This is a genomic window from Sphingopyxis sp. Root154 (assembly GCF_001427105.1).
GTDB lineage: Bacteria > Pseudomonadota > Alphaproteobacteria > Sphingomonadales > Sphingomonadaceae > Sphingopyxis.
The window spans coordinates 1,179,582-1,193,020 of sequence record NZ_LMGI01000001.1; the positions used below are offsets into that span (position 1 = coordinate 1,179,582).

At 65.1% G+C, this 13,439-nt stretch carries 14 protein-coding genes; 4 read left to right on the forward strand and 10 right to left on the reverse strand.

The genetic code is table 11. The features are described from left to right. Nucleotides 1–23: 23 nt before the first annotated feature. From ligA to ASD73_RS05420, 6 genes are all read right to left on the reverse strand, one after another. Nucleotides 24–2,198, reverse strand: a complete 2,175-nt coding sequence (gene ligA / locus ASD73_RS05395; RefSeq protein ID WP_056368499.1) for an NAD-dependent DNA ligase LigA — start codon at nucleotides 2,196–2,198, stop codon at nucleotides 24–26. After that, entirely contained in the window at nucleotides 2,195–2,590 is a 396-nt protein-coding gene (locus ASD73_RS05400; RefSeq protein ID WP_235534161.1) for a putative quinol monooxygenase, read from the reverse strand. Before ASD73_RS05400 ends, ligA begins: the two co-directional genes overlap by 4 nt. Beyond that, entirely contained in the window at nucleotides 2,587–3,276 is a 690-nt protein-coding gene (locus ASD73_RS05405) for a GNAT family N-acetyltransferase (RefSeq protein ID WP_235534162.1), read from the reverse strand. The genes ASD73_RS05400 and ASD73_RS05405 overlap by 4 nt, the downstream gene beginning before the upstream one ends. Then, the gene (gene recN / locus ASD73_RS05410) at nucleotides 3,273–4,943 is read right to left on the reverse strand and encodes a DNA repair protein RecN (protein WP_056368497.1); all 1,671 of its coding nucleotides are present in this window, start codon (nucleotides 4,941–4,943) and stop codon (nucleotides 3,273–3,275) included. Before recN ends, ASD73_RS05405 begins: the two co-directional genes overlap by 4 nt. A gap of 47 nt (nucleotides 4,944–4,990) precedes the next feature. Further along, nucleotides 4,991–5,785, reverse strand: a complete 795-nt coding sequence (locus ASD73_RS05415; protein ID WP_056368495.1) for an outer membrane protein assembly factor BamD — start codon at nucleotides 5,783–5,785, stop codon at nucleotides 4,991–4,993. A 61-nt stretch (nucleotides 5,786–5,846) separates the two neighbouring features. Beyond that, nucleotides 5,847–6,545 carry a peptidylprolyl isomerase gene (locus ASD73_RS05420; protein ID WP_056370252.1) on the reverse strand — a complete coding sequence of 233 codons (699 nt, stop codon included), beginning with the start codon at nucleotides 6,543–6,545 and terminating at the stop codon, nucleotides 5,847–5,849. Nucleotides 6,546–6,675: 130 nt separating this feature from the next. On the opposite strand from ASD73_RS05420, the gene ASD73_RS05425 reads away from it, so the two are divergent. From ASD73_RS05425 to ASD73_RS05440, 4 genes are all read left to right on the forward strand, one after another. Next, entirely contained in the window at nucleotides 6,676–7,362 is a 687-nt protein-coding gene (locus ASD73_RS05425) for a hypothetical protein (RefSeq protein WP_056368493.1), read from the forward strand. 49 nt (nucleotides 7,363–7,411) lie between these two features. Beyond that, entirely contained in the window at nucleotides 7,412–7,792 is a 381-nt protein-coding gene (locus ASD73_RS05430; protein ID WP_056368491.1) for an ArsR/SmtB family transcription factor, read from the forward strand. After that, nucleotides 7,792–8,325, forward strand: coding sequence for an SRPBCC family protein (locus ASD73_RS05435; RefSeq protein WP_056368489.1), 534 nt, complete (start codon nucleotides 7,792–7,794; stop codon nucleotides 8,323–8,325). Before ASD73_RS05430 ends, ASD73_RS05435 begins: the two co-directional genes overlap by 1 nt. Nucleotides 8,326–8,434: 109 nt before the next feature. Further along, nucleotides 8,435–8,896, forward strand: a complete 462-nt coding sequence (locus ASD73_RS05440) for a nucleoside deaminase (RefSeq protein ID WP_056368488.1) — start codon at nucleotides 8,435–8,437, stop codon at nucleotides 8,894–8,896. A 228-nt stretch (nucleotides 8,897–9,124) separates the two neighbouring features. Here ASD73_RS05440 and pnp read toward each other — a convergent pair whose 3' ends face one another. From pnp to ASD73_RS05460, 4 genes are all read right to left on the reverse strand, one after another. Then, nucleotides 9,125–11,449, reverse strand: a complete 2,325-nt coding sequence (gene pnp, locus ASD73_RS05445) for a polyribonucleotide nucleotidyltransferase (protein WP_056368485.1) — start codon at nucleotides 11,447–11,449, stop codon at nucleotides 9,125–9,127. A gap of 192 nt (nucleotides 11,450–11,641) precedes the next feature. Continuing rightward, on the reverse strand, nucleotides 11,642–11,911 hold the full coding sequence (rpsO, locus tag ASD73_RS05450) for a 30S ribosomal protein S15 (RefSeq protein ID WP_056368483.1): 270 nt from the start codon (nucleotides 11,909–11,911) through the stop codon (nucleotides 11,642–11,644). A gap of 26 nt (nucleotides 11,912–11,937) precedes the next feature. Next, a complete protein-coding gene (truB, locus tag ASD73_RS05455) occupies nucleotides 11,938–12,891 on the reverse strand; it encodes a tRNA pseudouridine(55) synthase TruB (RefSeq protein WP_056368481.1) in 954 nt (317 codons plus the stop codon). 31 nt (nucleotides 12,892–12,922) lie between these two features. Beyond that, the gene (locus ASD73_RS05460; RefSeq protein WP_235534163.1) at nucleotides 12,923–13,333 is read right to left on the reverse strand and encodes a DUF6491 family protein; all 411 of its coding nucleotides are present in this window, start codon (nucleotides 13,331–13,333) and stop codon (nucleotides 12,923–12,925) included. Between the last annotated feature and the right edge of the window lie 106 nt (nucleotides 13,334–13,439).

A 13,439-nucleotide genomic window follows, 5' to 3' on the forward strand; every position in this document is an offset into this window, starting at 1 on the left:
ATGGCGCGCACGGCTCTATCACGCTAACCCGCCGCGGCGACAATCTCCGCCCATTCGGCTTCCTCGATCACGCGGATGCCGAGCGCGCTCGCCTGCTTGAGCTTCGACCCCGCGCCGGGACCCGCGACGACAAGGTCGGTCTTGGCGCTGACGCTGCCCGCGGCCTTGGCCCCGAGCGCTTCGGCCTGCGCCTTCGCTTCGTCGCGGCTCATCGTCTCGAGCTTGCCGGTGAAAACGACCGTCATGCCAGACACCTCACTCTCGCGTGTCTCGACGACATAGGGCGGCGGCGAGACTTCGGAGAGGAGGTCGTTCCACAGGTCGCGGTTGTGCGGTTCGTGGAAGAAATCGGTGAGCGCCTCGGCTACCGCCGGGCCGATGCCGTCGGCGCGGACTTCGAGAATCGCTTTGATTGCGTCCATCTTGCGCGTGACGAATTTGCCCTCGGATTCGCCTTCACCTTGCGGGTTCGCGTCGAGATAGGCCTGAATCCCCGCCGCCTTTTCGGGAAGCAGTGCGATATCGCCAACCCCCTTGAGCAGGTCGCGCGCGGTCACCGCGCCGATGTGGCGGATGCCGAGTCCGAAGAGCAGGCGCGCCGCATCGGGGACGCGTTTGGCTTCGATCGCGGCGAAGAGGTTGTCGACCGACTTTTCCTTCCATCCCTCGCGCCCGAGCAGGTCGGCGCGATGATTTTTGAGCCGGAAGATGTCGGCGGGGCCCTTGTCGAGCCAGCCGAGGTCGAGGAACTCCTGAATGCTCTTTTCGCCCAGCCCCTCGATATCGAGCGCGCCGCGGCTCACGAAATGACGGAGGCGCTCGAATTTCTGCGCATTACAGATGAGGCCGCCGGTGCAGCGGACATCGACCTCGCCCTCCTCGGCGACCGCTTCGCTGTCGCAGACGGGGCAATGGTCGGGGAAGATGTAAGCGGTACGAGCCTCGTCGCGGGTGAGATTTTCGACGACCTGCGGGATCACGTCGCCCGCGCGTTGGATGACGACGCGGTCGCCAGGGCGGACGCCGAGGCGGCCAATCTCGTCGCGGTTATGGAGCGTGACGTTCGACACGACGACCCCGCCGACGGTCACGGGGACGAGCCGCCCGACTGGAGTCAGCTTGCCGGTGCGGCCGACCTGGATGTCGATTGCCTCAAGGGTTGTCTGCGCGCGTTCGGCGGGAAATTTATGCGCGATCGCCCAGCGCGGCGCCTTGGCGACAAAGCCGAGGCGCTGCTGCCATGCGAGGCTGTCGACCTTGTAGACGACGCCGTCGATGTCATAATCCATGTCGGCGCGGCGGCGCTCGATCTCGGCATAATGCGCTAGGATATCGGCGACCGTTTCATAACGCTTGAGCAGCGGCGACACCAGGGCGCCCCAGCGTTCGATCTGCTTCATCACGTCCAACTGGGTTTCTGCAGGAAGCGCGCTCACCTCACCCCATCCGTGCGCGAGGAAGCGCAGCGGGCGCGATGCCGTAACGCTCGCATCCTTCTGGCGCAGCGAGCCGGCCGCGGCGTTGCGCGGGTTAGCGAACTGGCGGATCGTGGCAGGATCGAACTCCTGTTCGCGCCGGGCGGCGAGCGCCCTGCCCTCTTCCATCAATCGCGCGTTGAGCGCCGTGAAATCGGCCTTTGCCATATAGACTTCACCGCGAATCTCGAAGACGTCGGGGGCGTCGCCCTTCAGCTCCTGCGGGATGTCGGCGATGTGGCGGACGTTGGCGGTGACATCCTCGCCGACGCTGCCGTCCCCGCGCGTCGCAGCCTGCACCAGCTTGCCCTTTTCATAGCGGAGCGAACAGGAGAGGCCGTCGATCTTGTCCTCGGCGGTCATCGCGATCGCGGCGTCAGTGGCGAGGTTCAGGAAGCGCCGAACGCGCGCGGCGAATTCCTCGACATCCTCGGCCGCAAAGGCGTTGTCGAGGCTCATCATGCGCTGCGCGTGCGTGACCTTTGCAAGCGGCGACGCCTCGACCGCGGCGCCGACCAGCTTGTTCGGGCTGTCGGCACGGATCAGCGCAGGGAAAGCGGCTTCGAGGTCGTTGTTGCGGCGGACGAGTGCGTCGTAATCGGCGTCCGAAATCTCGGGCGCATCCTCGGCGTGATAGCGTTTGCTGTGATAGGCGATCTGCTTCGCGAGCCGCATCAATTCATTGGCGGCGTCGGCGTCGGACAGCGATTCGATTTCGGTCATGCACCGGTCTTTGCCACCGGCTTGAACTCGGCGCGAGTACCAAATCCTGCGATCAGCGGGCGCCCCTTTTTGATCGCATCCTGCACGACGGGCAGCTTCAGCGACGCGGCGTGCGACTCTTTATCGTCCCACAGCTCGACGATCCAGATCGCGTCAGGGTTCGCGCTGTCCTCGCCGATCAGGTAGGCGATGTTGCCGGGCATTTCGCCGGTGCCTTCGGCAAGGATCGCGACGAGCGCGGCGCGCTGGCCGGGTTGCGCCATCATCTGGCCGAGCAGGCCATATTGGGGATCGGCTTCTTCCATCTTGGCCTCCAGGGCGCGCAGTTTCGTTGCGGGGAACAGCATCGCGGCCATCGCCAGCATCGCGGCAAGATGCTCGCGCCGGTTCATCCTTTCGCGATCGCGAGCACATGCACCTCGCGGCGAATTCGGAAACCTAGCGATTCATAGAGTGCGATCGCGCCGGCATTGTCGGCATAGCTGTGCAGGAAGGGCTGTTCGCCGCGCGCGACCATATCGCGCATGACGTGGCCGATCAGCGCGCGCGCAAGCCCGCGGCCGCGGCAATCCTCCCACGTCGCGACGCCGCTGACCTCGACCATACCGGGAACTAATATGCGCTGCCCCGCCATCGCGAGCAGCCGTCCGTTTTCGCGAATCCCGAAGAAGGGTCCGTACCGATGCGTCTTGGGGCCCCAGGGACCGGGCTTGGCATGCTCGGCGAGCGCCGACATTTCGGGGGCGTCATCGTCGCCCAGTGCGATAATTTCGGGCTCACCGTCGCGCGGCAATGGCGGCGCGCCCTCGGCAACCATCTGAGCGAGCACCGCGCGTTTCACTTCGCGCGTTCCGGAAGGGACAGGCCACGGCTCGGGCTCGACGATCCAGATTTCGCCATCATCGGGCACAAGTGCCGCGAGCGCTGCTTGCGCATCGGCGCCCGTGTCGGGAGCGGCGCCGAAGACACCATAGCCGCGGTCGATCCGCACCGCGCGGCCATCGCCCTCGGCGAGATGCGCCTGCCGCCCGGTGAGCATGTTCCAGACCGGCCGGTCGAGCGGATGTGGCGCGGTCACGCCGCGACCTCCAGCAGCCTCTCGGCCTGCGCGCGTGCCTCCGCGGTCACTTCGGCGCCCGAGAGCATGCGCGCGATTTCCTCGCGCCGGCCGGCTTCGTCGAGCGCGTGGACGCTGGTGCGCGTGACGGTGCCTTGGCTCGACTTGGCAATGATGAAATGCGCGGCGCCCTTCGCCGCGACCTGCGGGCTGTGCGTCACCGCGAGCAATTGCTTGCCCGCGCCGGCAAGGCGCACGAGACGCTCGCCGATCGCCGAAGCAACCGCGCCGCCGACGCCGCGGTCGATTTCGTCGAAGATGATCGTATCGGCCCCGCCCTCTTCGGCGAGCGCGACCTTCAATGCGAGGATGAAACGCGAGAGTTCGCCGCCCGATGCGATCTTGGCGAGCGGCGCGAAGGGCGCGCCGGGGTTGGTCGAGATCAGATATTCGACGCGGTCCATGCCCTCCGGCCCCCAGCGCTCGGCGGGGAGGCGCTCGACGAGGGTCTGGAAGCGCGCGGCGTCGAGTTTCAGCGGCACGAGCTCGCCCGCGACCGCGGCGTCAAGACGGGTCGCGGCCTTGCTGCGCTGGTCGGACAGCGCCGTCGCGGCATGGGTATAGGCAGCTGCGGTTTCGGCGACCGCGGCTTCGAGCTTCGCAAGCCCCGCGCTGCCGCCCTCGATCGCATCGAGCCTTGCAGCGAGCGTGCCGGTAAGTTCGGCGAGTTCGTCGGGCTGGACATTATGTTTGCGCGCCATCGCACGGAGTTCGAACAGGCGCGTCTCGGTCGCCTCGAGCCGTTCGGGGTCATATTCCATCGCGCGCGCGGCTTCGTGGAGCTTGCTCTCGGCTTCGTCGGCTTCGATGATCGCGCGGTCGAGCCCCGCGAGCGCCTCGGCGAGCAAGGGATGGTCGCCCGCGAGCGGGTCGAGCCGCCGCGCCGCGCCGCGCAGTTGCGCGGGGCCGCTGTCGCTGCCCTCGAACGCTTCCATGATCGCGCCGAGATCGCCCGCGACCTTCTCGCCTTTTTGCATCGTGGCGCGCGCTTCGGAGAGTTCGGCGTCCTCGCCGGGTTGCGGCGCGAGCGTCTGCAATTCGGCGACACAATGCTCGAGCCATTCGCGGTCGCGTTCGGCTTCGGAAATTGCGGCGCGCGCGGCGGCGAGCTTGTCCTCGGCCGCGCGCCATACGGCGTGGGCGGCGGCGACGCCGCGGGTATCGGCGCGCGCATAGGCGTCGAGCAGCGCGCGGTGCCCCGCGGGGGCGAGCAGGCCGCGGTCGTCGTGCTGGCCGTGAATTTCAACGAGATAGGTGCCGACCTCGCGCAGCAGCGCCGCCGAACAGGGCTGGTCATTGAGGAAGGCGCGGCTGCCGCCGTCGACCTTGAGTGTGCGGCGGATCAGCATCGGTTCGCCGCTTTCGAGCGAAATCTCGTTTTCGGCGAGCAGCGCGGCGAGCTTCGTTCCCGATGCCGGTGCGACAAAGCTGGCGGTTACCTGTGCCTTGTCGGTGCCCTGCCGCACCAGCGCGCTGTCGGCGCGCGCGCCAAGCGCGAGGCCCAGCGCGTCGAGCAGGATCGACTTGCCCGCCCCCGTCTCGCCGGTCAGCACGCCCAGCCCGGCCTCGAAATCGAGGTCGAGCCGTTCGATCAGGACGATATTGGCGATAGATAGAGCGGTTAGCACAGGCCGTCCTTACCGCAGAACAAAGGCAGAATCTATTCCCCGCGCTATCAGGCGCTCGGCGCGTTCTTCTGCATCAGCTTGTAGGCGCGCGCATACCATTCGTTGCCCGGATAGTTGGCGCCGAGCACCGCGGCCGACTTTTTCGCCTCGGTCGGGATGCCAAGCGCGAGATAGCATTCGGTCAGGCGATAGAGCGCCTCGGGCGCGTGGCTGGTCGTCTGATATTTGTCGACGACCTCGCGGAAGCGGATCGACGCTGCGAGCCAGTTCGAGCTGCGCTGGTAGAAACGGCCGATCTCCATTTCCTTGCCCGCGAGATGGTCCTGCACCAGGTCGACCTTGAGCCGCGCGTCCGACGCATAGCGGCTGTCGGGATAGCGGCGGATCACCTCGCCGAGCGCATTCTGCGCCTGCTGCGTGATCTTCTGGTCGCGGGTGACGTCGCTGATCTGCTCATAATAGCTGAGCGCGATCAGATAATAGGCATAGGCCGCGTCCTTGTTGCCCGGATGGATCGCGAGGAAGCGCTGCGCCGCCTCGATCGCCGGGGTATATTCGCGGTCCATATAATAGCTGAACGAGCTCATCAGCTGCGCGCGGCGCGCCCAGGGCGAATAGGGATGCTGGCGCTCGACCTCGTCGAACAGCGCCGCAGCGAGGCCATACTGCCGGCGATCGAGCCGGTCCTGCGCCGCACGGTACAACGTGTTGACGTCGCGCGCGACATAGCGCGTGTCCTTCTTCACATTGCCGCCCCCGGCACAGGCCGCCAGCATGGGGGTAATCGCAAGTGCGGCGGCGAGCAGGCGCAGGGTCGCGCGCGAAGGGGCATGTTGAGTCATGCGCGCGGTATAGCCACAGCGCGGATGAACGCAAAATAAATGATAGGGGTCCGGCGCAGCTTTACGGCGCTTTGACGACACACCCTTGCGGAGCGCCGACGGGCGTCGGGACGCGCCGCGCGGTCTTGATCGTCACCTGGGGTTCGAGCATCTGGCCGACCATCACGCCCTCACCCGCGGTCGGCGAGATCGGGGCGTTGAAGATCGCCTCGGCGACATCGGCGCCGCCGACGATCTCGCCGAACACCGCGAAACCCGCGCCGTCGCCGCCCGGCGCATCGGCGTTGAAGCCTTTGATGTCGGACAAGAGCAGGAAGAAATCGCTCGTCGCATCGCCGGGGTTGAGCCGCGCCATCGACAGCGCGCCCTTGCAGTTGGTCAGCCCCGTCTTCGTGGTCGGCTCGTGCGCGATCGGCGGAAAATTCTTGCGCGCATCGCCGCGGTTGCCCGCCTGTACCAGCTGGTTCGCCGGACCCCAGCTTTTTGTCGAGCGATAGAATTTGAACCCGTCCATCCGCTTGGCGTCGACGTAGCGCAGGAAATTGGCGGCAGTGATCGGCGCGCGCTTGTTTTCGATCCGCAATGTGATCGTGCCGAGATCGGTGGCGAGCGCGACATAGGGCCGCGTATCCGCCTCGACAACGGGCGTGACGGGCGCGGGAATCGGCGGCAGCGTAGCCGGCGGCAATTGCGTCGCCTGCGGCGGGACGGGGGTCGATTGGGCGGCGAGCGCGAGCGCGGAAAGGAGCGTGGTCAGCATGGCACCGATCATAAACGCAATGCACCGGTCGATGCGAGCGGTTTCAGAATGGTTGCCGGCAACAGGGCCGATTGGAAAAATCAGCAAGCCGGTCTAGGCATGCGCCCCCAGGCAACGAAAGAGGATAGTGATGAGCGAAACGTCGAGCCGCGACACCACACCCGAACCTGCCGTGTCCGCACCCGACGTCGCGGCGATCGGATCGCGCTTCCTGCGCTATTTGCCATTCATTACGATCGCGCATTTCCTCATTGGCCTGCCAGCGCTGATCGCCTCGCTCGCGCTCGCCTATTTTGCCTTCGTTCAGGCCGACGCGACGCAGAAGATGCAGAGCGGCGGGGTGATGCCCTTCGTGACCTTCGGAACGAGCAATGGCGACAAGGATGGCAATCAGGATATTGCGCTGACGCTGACAAACAACGGGGTCGGCCCCGCGATCCTCGGCCCGATCGAAATCCGCTATGAAGGCAAGCCGGTAAACACCCCGATCGACTTGCTCGAAGCATGCTGCACCGACGCCGGCGCGCGCCCCTTGCGCTTTTCCACCTCGCCTTCAACCGGAATCGCCGTGCGGCCCGGCGAGACGATCGAATTCGTCAGCTTTCCGCGTACCCCCGCATCCGAAAAAGTCTGGCAGAGGTTCAACAAGGAGCGGTGGAAACTCAAGGTCCGTGCCTGCTATTGTTCGATCTTCAACGATTGCTGGATCACCGAAGGGATGCAGGGATTGCCAAAGGCCGTGAACAAATGCCCCGCCGACTGGTCGCTCTATCGCGAGGATGCGGGAAACCGGATCGCCGGGGCCGACGCGAAATAATTCAACCAATCGGTTGACATTAAAATCAGGGCGATGAATATTCAACCTCATGGTTGAACATGATTCGCACACACTCGATACGATTTTCCACGCGCTGGGCGATGCAACGCGCCGGGCGATGCTGGGCGAGCTGGCCGCCGGCGAACGGACGGTCGGCGAGCTGGCGGAGCCCTTCGCGATGTCGCTCGCCGCGGCCTCGAAACATATCAAGGTGCTGGAAAGTGCCGGGATGGTCCGCCGCGACGTGCGCGGACGCACCCATGTCTGCAGCCTCGACCCGGTGCCGCTGATGAGCGCCGACCAGTGGATCGGCATGTACCGCCGCTTCTGGACTGACCGGCTCGATACGCTCGAACGGTTGTTGCGCGCGGAAGATGCCTCCCCCCCTCCCCCCAAGAAACCCCTCCCCGGGAAAGAAGGAGAAAAGTGATGACGACGATGCTGACCGAAGAATATTATGGCGTGCTCACCGAGCCCACGACCCTGACGATCGAGCGCCTGCTCCCCGGCCCGGTCGAGCGCATCTGGTCGTATCTGACCGATGGCGAGCTGCGCCGCCAATGGCTCGCCGCGGGTGCGATGGAGCAGATGGTCGGCGCGCCGGTCGAGTTCGTCTGGCGCAACGACGAACTGACCGACCCGCCGGGCGCGCGTCCCGAGGGCTTTGGCGACGAGCACCGCATGACGTGCGAAGTCTTGGCGATCGACGCCCCCCATATGCTCGCGATCAGCTGGGGCAGCACCGGCGGCGTGACCTTCACCCTCACGGAAAAGGGCGACGAGGTGCTGCTGACGATCGTCCACAGCCGTGTCGAGGATCCGTCGGTGCTGCTCAACGTCAGCGCGGGCTGGCACAGCCATGTCGATGTGCTCGAAGCGAAGCTGCGCGGCACGACGCCGGTGCCGCACTGGGACAATTTTGCGCAGCTGCGCAGTGTTTATGCCGAGCGCCTGTTCGGCTGACGCCAGAATTTGACCGAAGCCCCGAAAGAACGGGCTGTCTGCATGGACAGCCGGCCAGGGATCGTGGCATTTTCCGACGCGAAGACAAGCTGACGGGAATGCCACGATAATGGAAGACAGCGAAGAATATCTGCGCGAAGCGATCGCGCTCGCCTATGCCAATGCAGAAAAGGGCGGCCGTCCGTTTGGCGCGGTGATCGTCCGTGACGGGCGGATCGTTGCCAAGGCCGTCAACGAAATATCGGAGACCAGCGATCCGACCTCGCATGCGGAGCTCAATGCCATCAGGCTCGCGAGCAAGTCGCTGGGCGCCGACCTCAGCGGCTGCGCGGTCTTCGCGAGCGGCCATCCCTGCCCGATGTGCATGGCGGCGATGCGCCTCACGGGAATCAACGCCGTGACCTACGCCTATTCGAACGAGGACGGCGCCCCGCACGGCCTGTCGACGGCGGCGATCTATGACGATCTCGCCAAGCCATTTTCCCAGCAGGCGATGGAAATCCGCCATTTGCCCGTCCGGCTGGCGGGCAGGCCCGATCTCTATGCAGGCTGGCGGCAGCGGCAGGGCTGATCCACGCGTGGCGATGCGCCGACGACGGGTTTCGACCGGAAGCCGACCTTCCTGTCATCGTCATCCCGGACTTGATCCGGGATCCATAGCTGCGCCGTCGTCGTGGATCCCGGATCAAGTCCGGGATGACGATGCGAGGGCAGTTTGCCGTAAGCTCCCCACCCCAAAACTGCCAAGAAAAAGGGGCCGCTTTCGCGGCCCCTTCTCTTTTTCCGATTAGCGGAAGGCTTAGTCCTTCAGGAAGTCGGGCACATGGCCCTGGTCTTCCGGACCTTCGCTGCGCTCGCGGCGCGGGCCGCGGTCGCCACGGCCTTCGCCGCCACCGTCACGGCGCGGGCCGCGGTCACGACCTCCGCCGCCGCCACGCGGGCCGCGGTCACCGCGGTCGCCGCCGTCACGGCGCGGACCACGATCGCCGCGCGGTTCGCGGGGTTCACGCGGCGGGCGCGTGTCTTCCAGCTCTTCGCCGGTTTCCTGATTGACGACGCGCATCGACAGGCGAACCTTGCCGCGCGGGTCGATCTCGAGGACCTTGACCTTGACTTCCTGGCCTTCGCTCAGGACGTCGGCGACCTTCTCGACGCGCTCGTTGGCGATTTCGCTGACGTGGACGAGACCGTCCTTGCCGCCCATGAAATTCACGAACGCGCCGAAATCGACGAGGTTGACGACCTTGCCGTCATAGATCTTGCCGACTTCGGCTTCCTCGACGATGCCCGAAATCCACTTGCGCGCGGCTTCGATCTGCTCGGGATCGCTCGACGAGATCTTGATCAGACCTTCGTCGTCGATGTCGACCTTGGCGCCGGTGGTCGCGACGATCTCGCGGATGACCTTGCCGCCGGTGCCGATGATGTCGCGGATCTTCGCCTTGTCGATCTGCATCGTCTCGATCCGCGGCGCATGCGCCGACAGCTCGCTGCGGGCTTCGCCCAGCGCCTTGGCCATTTCGCCGAGGATGTGCGCGCGGCCTTCCTTCGCCTGGTTCAAGGCGGCTTCGAAGATCTCGCGCGTGATGCCCGCGATCTTGATGTCCATCTGCATCGTGGTGATGCCGTTGGCGGTACCCGCAACCTTGAAGTCCATGTCGCCGAGATGATCTTCGTCACCAAGGATGTCCGACAGGATCGCGAAGTCCTTGCCTTCGAGGATCAGGCCCATCGCGATGCCCGAAACCGGACGCTTGAGCGGAACGCCCGCGTCCATCATGGCGAGCGAACCGCCGCAAACCGACGCCATCGACGACGAGCCGTTCGACTCGGTGATGTCGCTGGTGATGCGGATCGTGTACGGGAACTCGTCCTTCGTCGGCAGCACCGCGTGCAGCGCACGCCATGCCAGCTTGCCATGGCCGATGTCGCGGCGGCTGGGCGCCCCGAAACGACCGACTTCGCCGACCGAATAGGGCGGGAAGTTATAGTGCAGCATGAAGTTCGAGTAGCTGAGCCCGTTGAGGCCGTCGATCATCTGCTCGCTGTCCTTGGTCCCAAGGGTACAGGTCGCGATCGTCTGCGTTTCGCCACGCGTAAACAGCGCCGAGCCATGCGCGCGGGGCAGGAAGTGCGTTTCGGCGACGATCGGACGAATCTGCGTCGTTGTGCGTCCGTCGATGCGCTTGCCGTCCTTGAGGATGGCGCCGCGAACGATTTCGGCTTCGAGCTTCTTCATCAGCTTGCCGGCGGCCATCTGGTCCTGCGGCGCGGCGTCAGTGAAGGCAGCCTTGGCGGCAGCGCGGGCTTCGTTCAGCGCGTTCGAGCGGGCCGATTTGTCGGTCAGCTTGTACGCGGCGGCGATGTCCTTGCCGATCAGCTTCTTCAGCTTGTCCTTGGCGGCGGTCAGGTCGGCCTGTTCGGCCATGTCCCAGGGATCCTTGGCAGCCTGTTCGGCCAGCTTCACGATCGCCTTGACGACATCCTTACACGCGTCGTGCGCGAACAGCACGGCGCCGAGCATGATCTCTTCCGACAGCTCGTTGGCTTCGGATTCGACCATCATCACCGCGTCGTAGGTCGCGGCGACGACGAGGTCGAGGTCGCCTTCGGCAACCTGCGCGTCGGTGGGGTTCAGGATATATTCGCCATCGACATAGCCGACGCGTGCGGCGCCGATCGGGCCCATGAAGGGCACGCCCGAAATGGTGAGCGCAGCCGAGGCGGCGACCATCGCAAGGATGTCGGGTTCGTTGTGGCCGTCATAGCTCAGGACCTGAGCAATGACGTTGATTTCGTTGTAGAAACCTTCAGGGAACAGCGGACGGATCGGACGATCGGTCAAACGCGAAACCAAGGTTTCCTTTTCGGTCGCGCCGCGCTCGCGCTTGAAGAAGCCGCCGGGGATGCGGCCCGCGCCCGAATATTTTTCCTGATAATGGACGGTGAGCGGGAAGAAATCCTGCCCTTCCTTGACCGTCTTGGCAGCGGTCACCGCGGCCAACACCATCGTTTCGCCGAGCGTCGCGACAACCGCGCCGTCGGCCTGACGGGCAACCTTGCCCGTTTCGAGGGTCAGCGTTTCACCGCCCCACTCGATCGATACTTTTTTCACGTCAAACATGGAGTTTCCTTCGCCCGCCGGGCCCGATGCCGGGCGGGGCCTCTGATTCCGGGCAATCCGGCCCGGGGCGGTGTAGGGCGTCTGTCTGCCCCGATGGCGGTCCCGCCGGATGCGGGAGCGGCCCTGTGGTCCGGCACTTTGCGCGGGACCAATATGACAGCGGCCCCGGAAGTCCGGGGCCGCCAGAAATTCTTACTTACGAAGACCGAGCTTCGCGATCAGCGCCGAATAGCGGCTCTCGTCCTTCTTCTTCAGATAGTCGAGGAGGCTGCGGCGCTTGTTGACCATCATCAGGAGGCCGCGGCGGCTGTGGTTGTCCTTGTGGTGCGCCTTGAAGTGGGCGGTCAGCGTGTTGATGCGGTCGGTCAGAATTGCGACCTGCACTTCCGGCGAACCGGTATCGCCCTTTGCGCGGGCGTTGTCGGTGATCACTTCGGTTTTGCGCTCGGCGGTAATCGACATAGATATTTTTCCTCGAACATCCTTGTTTACAGATTGAAGCCGCGGACGACCTTCAGCGTTCCCGCCAAAGCCTCGATCAGGGCAACGGGACGCATTTCGCTGTCCCTTCCCCAATAGAGCCCGTCATCCGTGCTACCCCCGGTCCAGACACGACCCTGACGGATCGCCCCTGCCGCTTCCGGGGAAAGGTTCAGAGCCGGGATGTCGACCAGCCCTGCCTCAAGCGGCAGAAATACTTCTGATTGGGCGGCGCCTTGGCCGAATGCGTTCAATTTGTCCAGCGAAATCGCCTGCGACAGATCGAACGGCCCGGCCTTGGTGCGGCGGAGCATCGTGACGTGGCCGACGGTGCCGACGGCGTGCGCGATGTCGCGCGCGAGGCTGCGGATATACGTGCCTTTAGAGACGTGGGCGGTGAGAGTGACTTCTTGAAGCGTCTCCCCTCGCTCGTCACTGCGGACTTGATCCGGTGTGCATTCTTCCGGCGCAGCAATGGATGCCGGATCAAGTCCGGCATGACGAAGAGAATGGACTGTGACAGCTCGCGCCTTCATCTCGATCGCCTCGCCCTTGCGCGCGAGATCATATGCGCGCTGGCCATCGATCTTGATCGCCGAGAAAGCGGGTGGCACCTGTTCGATTGCGCCGGTGAAGCGCGGCAGCACCGCCTCGATCTCCGCAAGCGTCGGCCGCACGTCGCTCGTCGCGACCACCTCGCCCTCGGCATCGAGCCCGTCGGTTTGGGTTCCGAACCTTATCGTGAAGTCGTATATTTTGCTCGCATCGAGCATCCGGCCGCAAAGCTTCGTCGCCTCGCCGAGCGCGATCGGGAGCACACCCGACGCGAGCGGGTCGAGCGTTCCGCCATGGCCGACTTTGACCTTGCCCAGCCCCGCCTCGCGGCACACGCGCTTGACCGCGCCCACCGCCTGCGTCGAGCCAAGGCCGACGGGTTTGTCGAGGATGATCCAGCCGTTCATCCCGCGCCGCTAGGGCGCGGGCCAAGGGCTGTCAATTTTGCGCGGCCTTTTCGGCTTCGCGCGCCGCTTTCCGTTCTTCCTTTGACGGGGGCGGGGCCGAGGTCACGAAAGAGGTGAGCTGGCAGCGCTCGCCGCGGACGATGATCGACGCGAACTTATCGAGCCGCCCGGCGCCGCGCGTTTCGAAGCCGATCGCCTGCGCGAAATCGAGGTCGCGGCAAAAGCCGGCGAAACTGCCATAATACCAGTCGTTGCCGCGGCCCTGAATCCAGATGCCGCGATCGCGGTCCGCCTGCCAGTTGCGGATCGAGCTGTCGCTGGGAAAAACGATGCTCGATTCGACGCCGAGCGCGCGTGTTTCCTTTGCCGGCTCGTTGGCCGCCGCGGCCGCAGAAAGGGGAAGCAGCACGGCGGCCAGGGAGAGTGCGAGATTGGATTTCATGTCATATCTTTCGGTCGGTGTTACCCTACCCGATGCGGGTGCTAGCAGAGACAATCTGAACCGACACTGACCCGGAAGCATGACCTGGGCAAGCCACCCTTCGCCT